The sequence below is a fragment of the Enterocloster sp. HCN-30185 genome (assembly GCF_037890305.1).
In the GTDB taxonomy this organism is placed as follows: Bacteria; Bacillota; Clostridia; order Lachnospirales; family Lachnospiraceae; genus Enterocloster.
Window position 1 is genome coordinate 227,073 of the sequence record NZ_JBBKBT010000004.1, and the last position, 17,369, is coordinate 244,441.

Genomic DNA, 17,369 nt, shown 5'->3' on the forward strand with positions numbered 1-17,369 from the left:
GTGCTATACAAACACATTTTGTATACTGTTGATTTTAACCTTTTTTATCCATATAGTCAATATAGTTTTGTAATTTAATTCAAAATTTACGTTATTAATTTATATAAATAACGCTTTTTTCGATTTTTTTCACACAATACAAAATGTTATTTGTATAGCACTATTTTTCTTGATTTTGTCAGATAATATAACAATCTTCTTTGTTCATATTTACTTGGCAAAGATTTGTCATTGAGTTATAATGGTTTGGGAAGGCCAGAGTATTTTCCTTCTGACCATCCATATCAATCTAAAGGGAGTCCAATATTTGAAAGAAACAGAATCCAGAAATTTAAAAGAAGAAATTCTGACGGTAACCGGCCGTATGTTCCTTGAATACGGATACAGCGGCACTACATTTCAGAAAATTGCAGATGAATTAAATATTACAAAAGGCGCCATCACTTATCATTTTAAGAACAAATTTATGATCATGGAAACGTTTATAGATGATCTGTTCAGTCAGATCAAAGGATATGTAGACTCGTTTCCGGAAGAATATAAAAACCGATACTGGCGTCACTGCATAATCTATATCTACGCCTACAGAAAGATAATGAGCACGCCTAAAAACATGGAATTATTTTATCATAAGGATCAGCAGCTGATCTGGCAGAATCATAAGCTGGCCATGATCGCCGGAATCTATGAAGAGATTGAAAAGGACTTCCACAAATCCTATGACCGAAAAGATCTGCAGATGAAGGCATACATGGATATGGGGGTTCGATCCAGACTGTTTGAGACCTACCAGAATCATCCCGGCGTATTTACCCTGGATCAATACTGCTACTATCATATCTATCTGTTGGGCATTTTATGCAAGCTGGATGAAATGACCATCCAGGAAAACATAAAAGACGCCTTTGCCTTTGCCGATTCCCATCCTCTCGATATACGGTCATGTATTTTTGAATAAAGCGCCCCATTCCGAAGATCCGGAAGGGACGCATTTGTTTTTATCGATCCATTTCCCCGAATCGCTTTGCAATCCGGATCAGAAGCTCTGTAATGGTTTCCATAGATTCTGCACAGATATACTCATACTTCCCATGGAAATTGTGGCCTCCGGTACACAGGTTGGGGCAGGGAAGGCCCATATAGGAAAGCCTTGCTCCGTCTGTGCCGCCGCGGATGGGTACGATCACCGGAGTGATACCCAGCTCTTCCATAGCTGCCTTTGCCTCGTCGATCAGGTACATATAGGGCTCGATCTTCTCTTTCATGTTGTAGTAGGAATCTTTTACCTGTACCTCTATAGAACCAGAGCCGTATTTTTTGTTCAGATAGGCAGCTGCTTCCTTAAACAGTTCCTTTTTATCCTCAAATTTCTGCTTATTGTGGTCACGGATAATGTATTCCAGAGAAGCCTCCTCTACACTGCCCTCCATCCGGTCCAGATGGAAGAAGCCTTCATACTCCTCTGTATACATGGGATTTTCAAAGACCGGCAGCAGGGACTGAAATTCCATTCCCATTAAAAGGGCGTTTTTCATCTTTCCCTTAGCGCTGCCGGGATGGATGCTGGCTCCATGGATCTTTACCCGCCCGGATGCCGCATTAAAATTCTCATATTCCAGTTCTCCGATCGCTCCGCCGTCCACGGTGTAGGCCACATCTGCTCCAAAGCCATTTACATCAAAGCGGTCAGCGCCCCGTCCAACCTCTTCATCCGGGGTAAAGGCGATACAGATCTTGCCATGCTTTTCCTCCGGATGGGATAAAAACCAGGCTGCCATGGTCATGATCTCTGCCACACCCGCCTTATCATCTGCCCCTAAAAGGGTGGTGCCGTCAGTGGTGATAAGCGTCTTTCCCTTATAATTTTTCATTTCCGGAAAGTCATTTGCGGAAAGCCAGATGGAGGCGTCCTTATTTAAACAGATATCCTCTCCATCGTAATTTTCAATAATCTGAGGCTTTACGTTTGTGCCTGAAAATGCAGGCGCTGTATCCATATGGGAAATAAAACCCAGAGCAGGTGCCTGATGGCCTTCCTCCAGATTTGAGGGGATCACGCCGTATACATAGCCGTTTTCGTCCTCACGCACATCCGATACGCCCAGCTCTTTCAGTTCCTCTGCCAGCATATGGCCTAAAACCCTTTGCTTTTCTGTACTTGGCATCTGCTCCATATCATCCGCAGACTGGGTGTCTACGGCTGCATAGCGCAGAAAGCGCTCTGTTACCTGTGATCGATTCTGTACCATTGTGTTTCCTCCTTAAATGTACCATTTTCACAAAGTTCAGTTTCTAAAACTGTAAATAAGTATATCACAGGAACCCTATCCTGTCCAATCCGCTTTAGCTTACGTCTCTGCATCCTCCAAACCCTCTCTCAGCTCCAGATCCCTTGCGATCATTTCCAGATAATGCACCAGCATATCCCTGTGAGCTCGGATCCGCCAGGAATGGTCAATTTCATCATAGGTAAAGCTCTTGCGCCCTCCGGCTTCCATCCGGTCCCAAAAGTGCTTTATGGTACGGAAAGGCACATAATATATCTCATCCATCCCCGTATAGTACAGAACAATAAAGGCAATCCCACCCTGAGCCTCAAACTCCTCCATAAAACGGATCTGGTGAGCATGGATGTTCTGCAGAGGAAAAGTAGATGCACTGCATTCCTTGGCATCAAAGCATACGGGAATCCCCTGAACCACTCCGATATAGTCCACGGTACTCTTCTGGTCAAAATAAGCCAGAGTGATGTGCCGGCTGGACTTATCAATCTGGATCGGTGTGATGGGCGTGGGTATTTTCTGTATCAGGGCAAGCTTTTTCTCCCTGTAGCTGTCATTGGTGCGGTTAATCAAATCCTCAAGGGTAGAGCCCCGAAGGCCTCTGGTGTTCCAGGTTCCCATCTTATATCATCTCCTTTATTTCCATAAGTATTGTATCATGAAACCATAAGAAACTCAACGAACCACAAAATCCCATCATTGCCATTTTCCCCCCTTTGTTTTATAATAAAAAAGGAACTGTAAACCCTTACATAAAAAGCAAATGATTACGAGGTGAACCAATGAATCCGTCAAACGTTTATTTCACAGATTTTCACACAATTGCCTTTGGCGACAGTCTTCCTACCAAGTTAAAAAAGCTGATCAAAAAGGCTGGGATTGAAAACCTGGATCTGGATGGAAAATTTGTTGCGATCAAGATGCATTTCGGAGAGCTGGGAAATATCAGCTACCTGCGTCCCAATTATGCCAGGGCCGTTGTTGATGTAGTAAAAGAGCTGGGTGGAAAGCCCTTCCTTACAGACTGTAATACCATGTATCCAGGCAGCAGAAAAAATGCCCTGGAGCATATGGAGTGCGCATGGGAAAACGGCTTTACTCCTTTGACCGTGGGATGTCCCATCATTATCGGAGACGGCCTTAAGGGAACCGATGATGTAGATGTGCCGGTAGAAGGCGGCGAATATGTAAAAGCTGCAAAGATCGGACGGGCAGTGATGGATGCGGACGTATTTATCAGCCTGACCCATTTTAAAGGCCACGAATCTACAGGATTTGGAGGCGCTATCAAAAATATCGGTATGGGCTGCGGCTCCAGAGCCGGAAAGACCGAACAGCACAGCAGCGGAAAACCCCATATTACCCCTGAGCTTTGCAGAGGCTGCCGCAAATGCCAGAAGGAATGTGCCAACAATGGCCTTATCTTCAATGAAGACACCCGCAAGATGGAGGTCAATCTGGACGGCTGCGTAGGCTGCGGACGCTGTCTGGGAGCCTGCAACTTTGACGCCATTGCCTTTAATGACAACGCGGCCAATGCCCTTCTCAACTGCCGCATGGCTGAATACACCAAAGCTGTAATCGACGGACGGCCAAACTTCCATATTTCCCTGATCGTGGATGTATCCCCCAACTGTGACTGCCATGGTGAAAATGATATCCCGATCCTTCCAAATATCGGCATGTTCGCATCCTTTGATCCTCTGGCCTTAGACCAGGCCTGCGTGGACGCCTGTCTGGCAGCTGCTCCCATGCCCGGAAGCCAGCTGGCAAGAAATATGGCAAAGAAGGATTTTGTGGATCACCATGACCATTTCCGCAATTCCACTCCTGAATCCGAGTGGAAAAGCTGCTTAGAGCATGCGGAAAAGATCGGACTGGGAAGCAGGGAATACACCTTGATCAAAATGTAATATGTGATCCGCAAGAAACAACAAAACAGGAGCATATCAGGCTTTTTGCAGCCGGATGTGCTCCTGTTTGACTGTGGTGCGCCTGACGGCACACGTTTCATTTATGCTTCTGACTCGCTCTTAAATCTGGCTGCCTGCTCTGCGATCAGTTCCTTGTCCTCAAAGTAATTGATCTTCATGGCGCGCTTCATCTCTGCCAGTGTTTCTGCTGCCTTTTTCTCAGCTTTGATGCTTCCCTCTTCCAGGATCCTGTATACAGCGGGAATATCCTTTGCAAACTCTTTTCTGCGCTCACGGATGGGGCGAAGCTCATCCTGGATCACATTGTTTAAAAATTTCTTAACTTTTACGTCTCCCAGTCCGCCTCTCATGTAATGAGCCTTTAACTCATCCAGATTTTTGTACTCCGGCAGATACTTTTCAAAGTGAGCGTCCGTACAGAAAGCATCCAGATAGATAAATACAGGATTCCCTTCCACCTGTCCCGGATCCTGAACTCTTAAGTGGTTGGGATCGGTATACATGGACATGATCTTCTTTTTAATCTCCTCCTCAGAATCAGACAGGTAAATGCAGTTTCCAAGGGACTTGCTCATTTTTGCCTTTCCGTCGATTCCCGGCAGACGCAGACATGCCTTATTGTCTGGAAGAAGAATCTCAGGCTCTACCAGACTTCCGTCATAGACGGAGTTGAATTTATGGACGATCTCTCTGGTCTGCTCGATCATGGGCGCCTGGTCTTCTCCTACCGGCACGGTCGTCGCCTTAAAGGCAGTAATGTCCGCAGCCTGGCTGATGGGATAGGTGAAAAAGCCAACCGGAATGCTTGTTTCAAAGTTGCGCATCTGAATCTCAGATTTTACTGTAGGATTTCTCTGGAGACGGGAAACCGTCACAAGATCCATATAGTAGAAGGTCATCTCACAGAGCTCAGGGATCTGGGACTGGATAAACAGAGTAGACTTCTCAGGATCCAGACCGCAGGCCAGGTAATCAAGGGCTACTTCGATGATATTCTGGCGTACTTTTTCCGGATTATCTGCATTGTCTGTCAATGCCTGAGCGTCTGCGATCATAATATATATTTCATCAAACTGACCGGAATTCTGCAGTTCCACTCTGCGTTTTAATGAGCCTACATAATGTCCAACATGAAGGCGGCCTGTAGGACGGTCGCCGGTTAATATGATTTTTCCCATTGTATTTTATCCTCTCATCTCCAGTTAAAAACCGGAGTTTATAATAAATAAGCATACCCCAAAGGTGATATTATGTCAAGCACGGAAGAGGCTGTTTCCAGCCTTGCTTATGCCAGTCCTTCGCCTTTCATAACTCTTAAAAATGACTCGGGAAGAGGCGCTGAAAACTCCTTTTTGCCAAGATAATGAAGAGGCGCAGGAAGATCTTCAGGCATAACCAGACGGAAGGAATGAAGCATCTGGGAGGTGATTTTGTAGTTTGACCGCACACGTTCATTGACCCTTCTGTCACCATACTTAAAATCACCTAAAATAGGATGGCCGATGGAGGCTAAATGGGCCCGGATCTGATGGCTGCGCCCGGTAATCAGCGTTACCTGCAAAAGGGTCACTTTTCCGTTTGATTTAAGGGGAACATACTCCGTCATAATGGGTACGCTGTCTGCTGTCTGCTTTGAATGGATCTCTACTTTGTTGGAAGCTTCATCCTTCTTTAAAAAGCCTGTGATCAGCTGTTTTTCTTTCACCTCTCCTTTAACCAGGCACTGATAATATTTGTGGATGCTCCTGTCTTTGAATATGCGGTTCATCCCCTGGAGTCCTGCCAGTGATACGCCTGCCGCCACAAGTCCGCTGGTATTCCGGTCCAGACGGTTGCAGATAGAGGGCTTAAAGGTACGCAGCTGCTCAACCGGCAGATGGCCGGACTGGATGAGGTAGTTTAAGATATGTTCATTTAGGGAAATATCACTCTCTTTTGCTTTCTGAGAAAGCATGCCGGAGGGCTTGTTGACGATCAAAATATGACTGTCCTCATAGATGATATCCAGCTTTACTGCCTGGGCGCTGTTTTCCTTTCCCGTCTTTTTGCAGCAGACCGTGCTGCTTTCTGATAGCGGCCGACCGTTCAACGTCTGCGGGGTTTTTAAAGCCTGAGGGACTTTTGATGCAGACGGGGCGAAGGATAGATCGGCTGTGGTCTGGGAAAATTTAGCAATCGTCTCATCCGCCAGAAACAGGCGGATCACATCTCCTTCCTCCAGTCTCTCGGCTCCCTCACACTTCTTTCCGTTCAGCGTAATGTTTTTTTTACGCATCATTTTATATAAAAAGCCTTTTCCTGCCTGATTCAGATATTTGGTTAAAAGCTTGTCTAACCGCTGTCCGGCCTCATTTGCCGTGACCTTCAATTCCTGCATGGTCTTTTTCTCCTTATATCCTGATTTAGGATTCCCACCGGCTGCCCTTTGGCGCGTATTCGATCCGTTCCATTACATCCAGGATCAGGCGGTGGGGCAATAGCTTTGTAAGCAGATAGAAAGCCTTCATGGTCCAGCCATAAACAGAAAGCTCACGTCTGGATACACTATCCCGGATGGCTTTTTTTACCACCCGGTCCGGCTTTGCCATCACAAACTGCTTATAAAGGGGGATTTCACCTGTTGTCTGGGCAATATCAAAAAATTCCGTTTTCACAGGTCCGGGGCAGATGGCTGTTACAGAAATCCCCCGATCTTTTAATTCCCGGTTTAAGGCTCTGCTATAGCTTAGTACGTAGGCTTTTGTCGCCGCATAGACCGCAAAGCCCGGCTGTGGCAGAAAGGCGGCGCTGGAGGCAAACTGGAGGATCCGGCTGTTATTTGGCATAAAGGGAAGAACCATAGACGTAACTGCCGTAAGGGCCGTGCAGTTAAGCTCTGCCATTCCTGTCTGGTCTGATACAGAAAGTTCCCTTACACCGCCAATCTTTCCAAAACCGGCGGCATTTACAAGAAATTTTACCTGAGGCCCGGCCTGCGTAAGAGCTGCCTTTAATCGTTCAAGGTCTTTTTCTTCTGTAAGATCCAGATCAAAGGTGCGTACAGGAATACCGATGAAATCCTTTAACTGCTCCAGACGCTCCTTTCTGCGTCCTATGGCCCAAATCTCATCCAGGCCTTTAAACTGCTCCCACAGTTGAATGGCGCATTCTCTCCCCATTCCTGAGGTGGCTCCTGTCACTACAGCAATCATCATAATAAGCCCTACCTTCCCTTCTTTTTATGGATATTGCGAATGGCTTTCTTCTTTCCTGACGGCTGGCCTTTGTCTGTTTTCTGGACAGGCCGGCTGTTTGTCCCCTTTCCTCCCTTTGATCCGCCGGAACTGTTTTTGCTCCTGTAGTCCTTCGTTCCACCCGGACGCACCAGACACTTCTTATCATAGCCGATCAGATCCGTCCTTCCGGCAATCCGCAGCGCCTCTGTCACAAGATCGTAGTTTTTCGGGTCGCGGTACTGGATCAGCGCCCTCTGCATGGCTTTTTCATGTGGATTGACCGGCACATAGACTTTTTCCATGGTACGGCAGTCATAGCCGGTATAGTACATACAGGTGGAAATAGTAGAGGGCGTGGGGTAAAAGTCCTGTACCTGCTCCGGCATATAGCCCAGATCCCGCAGATATTCTGCCAGCTCCACCGCTTCCTTCATGGTAGAACCGGGGTGGGAGGACATCAGATAGGGAACCAGATACTGATCCTTTCCCAGACGCTCATTCATCTCCTTATATTCCTTGACAAACCTGCGGTAGACCGCATTTTTCGGCTTTCCCATACGGTTCAACACAGCATCAGAAACGTGCTCCGGAGCTACTTTTAACTGTCCGCTTACGTGGTATTCGCACAGCTCCTTTAAAAATTTTCTGCTGGTGTCCGCTAGCAGGTAGTCAAAACGGATCCCGGAACGGATAAATACCTTTTTCACCTTCGGAATAGCCCGCAGCTTCCTCAAAAGGGCCACATAATCGGAATGATCTGCTTTCAGATTTTTACATGGCTCAGGAAACAGGCACTGCTTTGAGGGACAGGCTCCCTTCGTAAGCTGCTTTTCACAGGCCGGGAAACGGAAATTAGCCGTAGGCCCGCCTACATCATGGATATAACCCTTAAAATCAGGCTCTTCTGTCAAACGCTTTGCCTCTTCCACTAAGGATTCATGGCTTCTGGCCTGAATGATCCGTCCCTGATGGAAGGTAAGGGCGCAGAAACTGCAGGCGCCAAAGCAGCCCCGGTTGCTGATGAGGCTGAACTTGATCTCACGGATAGCCGGAACACCGCCAAGAGCCTCATAAGAGAGGTGATAGCTTCTCATATACGGCAGAGCATAGACGTCATCCATCTCCTGCTTCGTAAGGGGCTTTGAAGGCGGATTCTGCACCACAAAAAGTTTCCCGTCATAGGGCTCCACCAGACGTTTTCCAGAAAATGGATCTGTATTGCTGTACTGGATAAAAAAGCTTTCCGCATACCTTTTTTTATCACGGACAAGCTCCTCATAATCCGGCAGAAGCTTGTAGTCATAGACATTTTCCAGCTGCTTTGTCTTATAAACCGTACCGTCAATAAAGGTAATATCCTTCACATCCAGACCGCTGTCTAAGGCATCTGCTATCTCTATGATGGAGTGCTCTCCCATTCCATAGGAAATAAGATCCGCCTGGGCGTCTAAAAGGATCGAGCGCTTTAACCGGTTGGACCAGTAGTCATAGTGGGCCAGACGGCGCAGGCTGGCTTCAATGCCTCCGGCGATAATAGGAACATCCTTGTAGACGGAGCGGATCAGGTTGCAGTAAACCACAACCGCATAATCCGGCCGTTTTCCCATGACGCCTCCCGGAGTATAGGCATCCTCTTTCCGGCGCTTTTTCGATACGGAATAATGGTTCACCATGGAGTCCATATTTCCCGCAGAAACTAAAAAGCCCAGCCTGGGGCGTCCGAATGTCTGTATGCTTTCCTTTGTTTTCCAGTCCGGCTGGGAAATGATCCCCACACGGTAGCCGTGGGCCTCCAAAAGCCTTGAAATAATGGCGGTTCCAAAGGAAGGGTGATCTACATAGGCGTCGCCTGTCACATAGACAAAATCACACTGATCCCAGCCTCTTGTTTCCATATCCTGCCGGGTAACCGGCAAATAATCATGTATCATACGCTCTGCTCCTTATAAAAGCTCTCTAAAATCACAGATAAAGCCGTCTGCCAGAGCTTCCTTTTCTTTCCGCATGGCTTTGGAAAATGTATCTTCCACTGCGTACACCGTCATCCCGGCTCTCTTTCCAGCCATGATTCCAGCCGGAACATCCTCAAACACCAGACAGTCCTCCTGCTTTGCTCCCAGCCGTTTCGCTACCTCCAGATAGATATCTGGAGCCGGTTTTCCAAAGGGTACCTCACAGGCCGTTACCACCTCACGGAAATATTTTTCCATATCAAGGGATTTTAATACAGCGGATACCATTTCTCTGCCGTTGCTGGTGGCAATGCCTGCGGGAATCCCTCTGGCTGCAAGCTCCTCCAGAAATTCCCGTGCTCCCGGTTTTAGAGGAACTTCCTTTTCATATTTTTCCAGAGACATGGCAATCCAGGCTTCCTTGATTTCTTCTATAGAGTCAGGAAGTCCGAAGCGCTCCTTAAAATAAACAGCCGTCTCTGTAAAGCTCATGCCTTCAATGGCTTTCTGCAGATCCTCCGGGCAGGACAGGCCGTACCGTCCCAGATATTCGATGTCAATATCCTCCCACATCCACATGGAGTCTACCAGTGTTCCATCCAGGTCGAAAATGACTGCTTTTATGTAATCCAGTATCATATTTCTGATATTTCTCCTTTCAGACCGGCCAGTTCCTTTTGGGTAAGCGGCCTGTATTCTCCTGGCAAAAGCGCCGGATCCAGACAAAGCGTTCCCATGGACAGCCGCTTTAAAAATACGACCCTGCAGCCCAGAGCTTCAAACATCCGCTTTACCTGATGGAATTTCCCCTCATGGATGGTCAGGGTCACAGGAGCCGCTTCTGCAAAGGCTGTCTCCGGCGCACGTCCCAAACGCTGTTCCCCCTCTTCTCTGCTTAAACAGATAAGCTCTGCCGGTCGGGTCTTTACTCCATCCTCTAAAATCACGCCATTCTTCATCTGTTCTGCGGCATCTTTAGGGAGAGTTCCCTCGATATAAGCCAGATAGACCTTATCCACATGTTTTTTCGGGGAAAGCAGTTCATGGGCCAATGCTCCGTCATTGGTAATCAAGAGCAGGCCCTCTGTATCCAGATCCAACCGTCCAACCGGAAAAAGATCTCCCCTGAGGGCATCTTCGATCAGGCTTACTACGGTAGGATAACGGCCATCCTCTGTGGCAGATACGGTTCCCTGAGGCTTATTTAACATAAAATACTCCATCCGGGCATAGCTTACCGGCACACCGTCAAGGAAAATCTCATCCTTTTCCGGATTTACCTTTGTATCTGCTGCCTTTACGGTCTGTCCATTGACCTGGATCCGGCCCTTTCTCGCAAACTCCTTTACCTGGCTGCGGCTTCCCTTTCCCATTTCTGTGAGAAATTTATCCAGACGCATCTGTCCGGTATTCTGTTTTTTCTTCTCTGCCATATGGATTTTACTCCTGTTTTTCTTATCCGCCGCTGGCAGCTTCACAGCTACTGTAAGCGCCAGCCGGGATAGTATTTATTTTTCAGTGTCATATTGTTTCCCTTGGCCCAGCCTAGTGGGAAACCTCTATAGGCCACCAGGCACCAGCCTTTTATGGGGCCTTCCTCCGGCAGCAGGCTGATCGTTTCCCCTTTCAGGTAGCGCGCCACACGCTCATCTTCCTCAGAAAGATTTAAAACCACTGGATATTCCTCTATGCGCAGCGCCATTGCCAGTGCCTGTGAGGGCTCAAAACGGCCCTTTTTCAGTTCTCCGATCAGCAGGCCGGTGCGCAGAAAACGTAAAGGCAGGCCCGTTTCCAGTCCGCAGGGCAGATAGTATACATGTTCCTGATGGATGAACATACGTTCTTTTTTCCAGGAAATCCTGCATGAACGTAAAAATGCTTCCAGCTCCCGAAGGCCTGTATCCTCAGAAGCCGAAGACTTTTTGCCCTGGATCTTTCTGCTTTCGGCTCTGTTGGGATGACGTTCTCCTGGTTTGGCAGGATGACCGACCGGGGTTGGTATCTTTTTTGATCCTTCACTCTTTTTTCTTAAAAGCGCCAGAAAATGGCCTTCCCCCTTCATCCGGTGGGGAAAAAGGCGCATACAGCCGTTCAGTCCGATGCCGTCTGCGGATCCGGGTACAGAGGCAAGATTGAAAGGCACCAGCTCCATTTCCGGGTGCGATTCTAAAAGAAAGTTTACATTATCCTCATCCTCCAGCCTTGAAAAGGTGCAGGTAGAGTAAAGGAGCATACCGCCCGGTTTCAGCATAGCCACGGCCTGCTCTAAGATCCGGCGCTGGATGGGGCTGTAATATTCAGGACCTCTGCTGGTCCAGTCTTTTACCATGTCATCATCCCGCCGGAACATCCCCTCGCCGGAACAGGGAGCATCTACTAAAATTTTATCAAAAAATTCCGGCCAGACCTCTGCCAGCTTTTCCGGGTCCTCGCTGACCACTGCAATATTGGCAGCTCCTGTTAATTCCAGATTTTTAAGCAGGGCTCTTGCCCTGGAATAGCTGATATCATTTGATACCAGAAGGCCCTCTCCCTTAAGCTTTGCCGCCAGCTCCGTACTCTTTCCTCCCGGAGCCGCACATACATCCAATACCTTATCTCCCGGCTCCACTGGAAGCATGGCCGCCGGCGTCATGGCGCTGGGTTCCTGAAGGTAGTACAGCCCTGCAAAATAGGCAGGATGTCTAGATGGCCGGTCCTGGCTGTCATAATAAAACCCATTTTTCGTCCAAGGGACTGGAGAAAGTTTCCAGGGAGAAAATTCTAAAAATTCCTCAGGAGAAAGCTTAAGCGTGTTCACTCTCAGTCCCGGTTTCCATTCTTCCTCATAGCTTTTTATATACTGGTCGTATTCCTTTCCCAAAAGTTCTTTCATCCCGGCAAGAAAGTCTTTTGGGAGCATTTTCACATCTGTCATCTTTTTGACCTTTCAATGTTTTTCCATATTGGTTATATTACTGTACTTCTTCCATATACTGATACAAAACTCCCACCCTCTAAGGTTCTTCATGAAACACTCCCTCGGCAGTTTGGGGGCAGTCTTCTGCCTCATCCTTCTTCTTGCCTGCCCGGCTCTGGCCCTCACAGGAGCCAGAAATGGGCTTCTTCTCTGGGCGGATGTGGTTCTTCCCACCCTTCTGCCCTTTATGATCTGCTCCGGCATGATCGTGGCCCTAAACGGCGTTCCCCTGCTCACAAAGCCCCTTTTCCCTTTTTTATCCCGTTTTATGGGCCTGTCCCAGCCGGGAAGCTTTGTCTTTATCACGGGCCTTCTATGCGGATACCCCATGGGAGCACGGATGGACAGCCGTTTCCTGGAAGAAGGACGGATTGAACTTAATGAAGCCAGAACGCTTCTTGCCGTCAGCAACCACCCCAGCCCCATGTTTATCCTGGGTTATATCTGCGTTCAGGCCGCATCCCTTTTTTCTTCTTCAAATGCCTGTCCGCCCTGGATCTTTCTCACCGCTTTGTATCTGCCCATACTTCCGGTTTCTTTTCTGGCAAAAAAATGTTATCATCTGAATCAGGAAGCGTCTCTTTGCAGACAGGATAACTATAAATCGGAGCATACACGCGTTTCCTTTGACGCCCACTTAATGGACTGTCTGGAAACCATGGAGAAAATCGGCCTTTATATTATGATTTTTTCCATTTTGGCTTTGTATCTGAGTGCACTTCCAGATTCCCTTCTCCCTCTTACGCTAAGATGCGCCCTCTTAGGCGCGGTAGAAATCACTACAGGCATCCAGGCGATCTCAGGCTCTGTTCCCGGCTTTGCCGGAGCCCTTCTTATCACAGCAGCCGGAGCTTTTGGGGGGATTTCCGGGATCTTTCAGACAAAAAGTGTACTAAAAAGTGCCGGACTGTCTATCCGGCACTATATTCTGTGGAAGTTTTTCCACAGCGTCCTTTCCTGCGCGGCCTTTGCTCTGTGCTTTTTCATAAATCAAAGCCTGCAGATCGGTATTTAATCAGCCTGTGTTTCCTGATTCTCCACAGCAGCCGCAGCCTCTGCATTCTCCTCTTTCACAATCCCTCCGGACAGCTCATTGCGGTTGGCAGAAACAATATCATAGCTGGACTGCATGGAACTCATAAATGCGTCAAAACGCCCCTTTGCGTTGTCCATGGTGTGGTTAAGAATGGTCTGCAGGCTGCGGAGCATATCATCCGTATACTGAATGGAGCCCTGTCGGATATTATTGGCGTCATTCACTGCGGCATCTACGATTGCCTGAGCCTGGATATTGGCCTGTGAAATAACCTCCTCCGCATGGCTGTAGGCCCGCTGCATGATCTCATGCTCATTGATCATCTCTGTCGTCTGCTCATTAGCCTGAGCTACCATGGAGTTTGCCTCCTCTGAAGCCTGGCTTACCATGGAATTTGCCTGCTCTGTCGCCTGGGCGATCATGGCATCTGCCTGAGCCTTTGCCTCAGAAAGCATGGCGTCGGACTGGGATCTGGCGTCATTTAAGATGGTCTGCTGCTGACTGATGATCTTCTGATACTTTGTGATTTCATCCGGGATCCGCATACGAAGCTCTACCAAAAGCTCCTCCATCTCCTCTTTGTTCACAATGATCTTGCTTTTGGACAGCGCCTGAGACTTGCAGCTGTCAATATATTCTTCAATCTCGCTTATCAACTGTTCAATTCTGCTCATATTACGATCTCCTTCATCCCTGTACTTTTTTTATCTCTTCCAGCTTTTCTCTTACTCGTCTGGCTGTGGCCGGATGGAGAAAGCCGCTGATATCACCGTCATACTCCGCGATTTCCTTCACAATGCTGGAACTTAAATAGGAGTATTTCAGGTTGGTCGTCAAAAATATGGTATCGATCTCAGGGGCAATGACCCTGTTTGTCTGGGCCATCTGAAGCTCATATTCAAAATCCGTGATGGCGCGAAGACCTCTTACGATCACCTTGGCATCATTTTGGCGGACAAAGTCGATCAGAAGGCCATGGAACGCCTGAACTTCCACATTGGGAATATCTCCTGTCACTTCCTCTAACAACTCTACCCGCTCTCTGGCCGTAAACAGGGGCGATTTTGCCCGATTATTTAATACTCCGATAATTACCTTATCAAACATGGATGCGGTACGCTTAATAATATCCAAATGACCCAGAGTGACCGGATCGAAGCTGCCTGGATATACTGCAATTTTCATTTATTCTCCCTTGCCAGCAAAGATATGCTTGTTGGTCTTGTATATTTTTTCTTTTGTCATATGGTAACCAGCTTCCTCTAACCAGCCAAAATCCGTTTCTTTGGACGCTTCTATTATGATCTGTGTATCCTCTGTTACCATCGGTGAACCCGAAAGATACTCCAGAACCCGTTTTTCAAGTTCCATTCCATAGGGCGGATCCATAAAAATCAGGTCAAAACGATAATTTCTTCCTTCCAGCCGCTTAAGTCCTGCAATTACGTCAGATTCCAAAACAAGAGCCCCCTCTTCCAGGTGGGTACGGCTCAGATTTTCGCGGATACACTCCACCGCTTTTGGATTATTTTCAATAAAGACTGCCTTTCTGGCTCCTCTGCTTAAGGCTTCAATCCCGATGGCACCGCTTCCGGAAAAAAGATCCAGAAAAAAGCATCCGGGAATCTGGGGCTGGAGCATATTAAAAAGTGTCTCTTTGATCCGGTCTGTAGTTGGACGTGTGTCCAGACCTTCTATTGTTTTTAAAAGCAGCCTTCTGGCACTGCCTGCGATAACTCTCATGGAAAAACTCCTGTAATTAAGCAATTTTCATTCCAAACAAGTATAATATGAAATGAGCTGTAATACAAGGTTTTTTTGGAATTTTCTAAAAAGAGCAGACACAGTTTCCCATGTCCGCTCGTTTGCATCTGTTTCTTTCCTATCCTGCCCTCAAAATCAGTACCCGTAAAAGATCTGGGCAATGGGTGAAGTCTTATCAAGGATCAGCGTATTATTTCCGCTCGTAAGAGACGCCTTTGCCGCATCCAGAGAGCGGACAAAATTGTAAAAATCTGCCTTGCTGGCGTCATTATAGGCATTAGATAAAATCTGCATATACTGGGCTTCTCCTTCTGCACGGATGCGTTCCGCCTCAGCGGCCGCCTTGGATTTCATCACAGACACCTCTTTTGTGGTGTCATTTTTAATCTTCTGGGCAGAGGAATTTCCCTGAGCCGTATAGGAAGCGGCAATGTTGTTCCGCTCAGAGATCATACGGTCGTAAACAGACTGCTTATTGTCATCCGGCATATCTAAAGACTTGGTTTCTACCGCCATTACCTGAATGCCATAGCCGTCCAGAGAATCTCCAATTCCGCTGCTGATATCAAGAGCCAGCTTTCCGTCTCTGTTTTCAATGATCTCGGCCTGATCCATGTTGGAAATGACAGATTTCATAGTGGAAAAAACAGAAGCCGCAATACGGGACTGGGCCTGAGCTACCTGTCCGTTTAAATGTCTGGTAAAGAGCACCGGGTCAGAGATCTTCCACAGTACAAAAGCATCGGCGATCATGGTCTTTTTATCCTTTGTAATTACATCCGACTGGGGGATGTCATAGATCTGAAGGGACTTTGGAATGGAAGTCCCTGTCTGAAGAAAAGGCACCTTTAAGCTCACTCCCGGAGTTTCCACTACCCGGACGATCTCGCCGAACTGGCGGATCAGCTTATACTCGTTGGGATAGGTCACCACTAAGGACGCTCCCAGTAAAACCGCAGCAGCCGCCGCAGCAAAACCTGCTATGATACCGACTTTTTTCATTCCTGCGCCTCCTCTATGGTGATCTCTCCGGATGGCTGGCCGGAGGCTGTCTGCTGTTCCATGGCTTCTGCAAAACGATCCAGGGGCAGCAGCTTCTGAGTCCCGCTTTCATCTACAATATAAAGCTTCATATGAGGCAGAACCTCTTCCATAGTCTCATAAAACATACGCTGTCTTGTGATCAGAGGATATTTGGTATATTCCGCATACATCTGTTCAAATCGCGACACCTGGCCCTGGGCCTCATTGATACGGGCTTCCCGTTCTGCCTCTGCATCCTTTATAATCTGGTCGCACTGAGCTTCTGCCTGAGGAATTTTTTCATTTCGGTCCTTATTGGCATTATTGATGGCAGTTTCCTTTCCCTGCTTGGCATTTTCCACGTTTTTAAAGGCATTCAGTACCTCTGTGGTAGGAGGAAAGGCGTCCTGAATGGTAATATTTACCACTGCAAGACCGATATCCTCTTCCATCATACGGTTTGTAAGTTTTTCCTTGATTTCTGATTGGATTTCAGATTTTCCTGTGGTAATTACATCGTCTACATTGTGGGTTCCCACCGTATCGCGGATATAGGACTGGGCCAGCATTTTTAAGGTGGCAACAGGCTCTGAGGATGCGTAGAGATATTTGACCGGGTCATTTACCATATATTCCAAATAGAAATCCGTGTTTACAAAGTTAAAATCCTTGGTGATCATGATAGATTCAGATTCATCACTCGTTCCGGTCTCAGGGTCATAGCCAATCGGCATTCCCTTAATGCCCTTGGATACCCGGCGCACATTCTGGATAAATGGGATTTTAAAATGAAGCCCTGCCTGAGATACTGCCTGGGCACTTCCCAGCGTACTGACAACTGCATAATTTTCTTCATCCAGAATATAGTAGCTGTTCGTACCCAGAAGGATCAGTATAACAGCCGCAGCTGCCACCTTTCCCCCTCTGGCAAAACGGCGTCTTTTTTTCTTCTTTTTTACCGGGTTGCCGTTGGAATCAAAGCGCTCCGGCTCCGGCGTCCCGTCCTTCTCCCCCTGCCCGTCTTCCGGCTTTTTACCGCTGTACTGTCCATTCAGCTGCTGAAAAAGCTTCCGGAAATCAGGGTTTTGTCCCAATGGATGTTTTTTCATGTAACTCCTCCTTATCTGCCCGACATAGGTCACTCATCCCCCGAAAAATATATAAGAGGATTATAACAGATAGAAGGCTGGTTTTCAACCAAAAT

General features: G+C 47.5%; 17 protein-coding genes. 3 read left to right on the forward strand and 14 right to left on the reverse strand.

Going from position 1 to position 17,369, the window contains the following annotated elements:
* Positions 1–307 precede the first annotated feature (307 nt).
* Positions 308–958, forward strand: coding sequence for a TetR/AcrR family transcriptional regulator (locus tag WKT10_RS06895; RefSeq protein WP_296038955.1), 651 nt, complete (start codon positions 308–310; stop codon positions 956–958).
* A 40-nt stretch (positions 959–998) separates the two neighbouring features.
* Here the strand turns inward: WKT10_RS06895 and pepT are convergent, their stop codons facing one another.
* Complete coding sequence (pepT, locus tag WKT10_RS06900; protein WP_337434523.1) at positions 999–2,249, reverse strand: peptidase T; 1,251 nt, start codon at positions 2,247–2,249, stop codon at positions 999–1,001.
* Between the two features lie 99 nt (positions 2,250–2,348).
* The gene (locus tag WKT10_RS06905) at positions 2,349–2,903 is read right to left on the reverse strand and encodes a Holliday junction resolvase RecU (protein ID WP_340276338.1); all 555 of its coding nucleotides are present in this window, start codon (positions 2,901–2,903) and stop codon (positions 2,349–2,351) included.
* A 161-nt stretch (positions 2,904–3,064) separates the two neighbouring features.
* Between WKT10_RS06905 and WKT10_RS06910 the strand changes: the two genes are divergently transcribed.
* Complete coding sequence (locus WKT10_RS06910; RefSeq protein WP_066548337.1) at positions 3,065–4,195, forward strand: DUF362 domain-containing protein; 1,131 nt, start codon at positions 3,065–3,067, stop codon at positions 4,193–4,195.
* A 101-nt stretch (positions 4,196–4,296) separates the two neighbouring features.
* On the opposite strand, the gene trpS is transcribed toward WKT10_RS06910, so the two are convergent.
* The 7 genes from trpS to WKT10_RS06945 form a co-directional block, all read right to left on the reverse strand.
* Entirely contained in the window at positions 4,297–5,394 is a 1,098-nt protein-coding gene (gene trpS / locus WKT10_RS06915; protein WP_066548335.1) for a tryptophan--tRNA ligase, read from the reverse strand.
* A 107-nt stretch (positions 5,395–5,501) separates the two neighbouring features.
* Positions 5,502–6,593, reverse strand: coding sequence for an RluA family pseudouridine synthase (locus WKT10_RS06920; protein WP_340276341.1), 1,092 nt, complete (start codon positions 6,591–6,593; stop codon positions 5,502–5,504).
* A 25-nt stretch (positions 6,594–6,618) separates the two neighbouring features.
* Positions 6,619–7,410, reverse strand: coding sequence for an SDR family NAD(P)-dependent oxidoreductase (locus WKT10_RS06925; protein ID WP_066548327.1), 792 nt, complete (start codon positions 7,408–7,410; stop codon positions 6,619–6,621).
* Between the two features lie 8 nt (positions 7,411–7,418).
* Positions 7,419–9,362 carry a YgiQ family radical SAM protein gene (locus WKT10_RS06930; protein WP_340276344.1) on the reverse strand — a complete coding sequence of 648 codons (1,944 nt, stop codon included), beginning with the start codon at positions 9,360–9,362 and terminating at the stop codon, positions 7,419–7,421.
* Between the two features lie 12 nt (positions 9,363–9,374).
* A complete protein-coding gene (locus tag WKT10_RS06935) occupies positions 9,375–10,022 on the reverse strand; it encodes an HAD family hydrolase (RefSeq protein ID WP_337434054.1) in 648 nt (215 codons plus the stop codon).
* Entirely contained in the window at positions 10,019–10,816 is a 798-nt protein-coding gene (locus tag WKT10_RS06940) for a pseudouridine synthase (RefSeq protein WP_340276346.1), read from the reverse strand. The genes WKT10_RS06935 and WKT10_RS06940 overlap by 4 nt, the downstream gene beginning before the upstream one ends.
* A gap of 47 nt (positions 10,817–10,863) precedes the next feature.
* Entirely contained in the window at positions 10,864–12,300 is a 1,437-nt protein-coding gene (locus tag WKT10_RS06945) for an RsmB/NOP family class I SAM-dependent RNA methyltransferase (protein ID WP_340276348.1), read from the reverse strand.
* Between the two features lie 91 nt (positions 12,301–12,391).
* On the opposite strand from WKT10_RS06945, the gene WKT10_RS06950 reads away from it, so the two are divergent.
* Positions 12,392–13,357 carry a nucleoside recognition protein gene (locus tag WKT10_RS06950; protein ID WP_340276350.1) on the forward strand — a complete coding sequence of 322 codons (966 nt, stop codon included), beginning with the start codon at positions 12,392–12,394 and terminating at the stop codon, positions 13,355–13,357.
* On the opposite strand, the gene WKT10_RS06955 is transcribed toward WKT10_RS06950, so the two are convergent.
* The 5 genes from WKT10_RS06955 to hflK all read right to left on the reverse strand — a co-directional run bounded on the left by WKT10_RS06955 (position 13,354) and on the right by hflK (position 17,274).
* A complete protein-coding gene (locus WKT10_RS06955) occupies positions 13,354–14,052 on the reverse strand; it encodes a vacuolar family H+-ATPase subunit H (protein ID WP_066548303.1) in 699 nt (232 codons plus the stop codon). The two genes, WKT10_RS06950 and WKT10_RS06955, sit on opposite strands and share 4 nt — an antisense overlap.
* A gap of 13 nt (positions 14,053–14,065) precedes the next feature.
* Positions 14,066–14,563: a pantetheine-phosphate adenylyltransferase gene (gene coaD / locus WKT10_RS06960; RefSeq protein WP_066548300.1), complete on the reverse strand. Its 498-nt coding sequence runs from the start codon at positions 14,561–14,563 to the stop codon at positions 14,066–14,068.
* On the reverse strand, positions 14,564–15,121 hold the full coding sequence (gene rsmD, locus WKT10_RS06965) for a 16S rRNA (guanine(966)-N(2))-methyltransferase RsmD (RefSeq protein WP_337434059.1): 558 nt from the start codon (positions 15,119–15,121) through the stop codon (positions 14,564–14,566).
* Positions 15,122–15,277: 156 nt separating this feature from the next.
* A complete protein-coding gene (hflC, locus tag WKT10_RS06970) occupies positions 15,278–16,144 on the reverse strand; it encodes a protease modulator HflC (protein WP_066548293.1) in 867 nt (288 codons plus the stop codon).
* The gene (gene hflK / locus WKT10_RS06975; RefSeq protein ID WP_081422945.1) at positions 16,141–17,274 is read right to left on the reverse strand and encodes an FtsH protease activity modulator HflK; all 1,134 of its coding nucleotides are present in this window, start codon (positions 17,272–17,274) and stop codon (positions 16,141–16,143) included. The genes hflC and hflK overlap by 4 nt, the downstream gene beginning before the upstream one ends.
* Positions 17,275–17,369 lie beyond the last annotated feature (95 nt).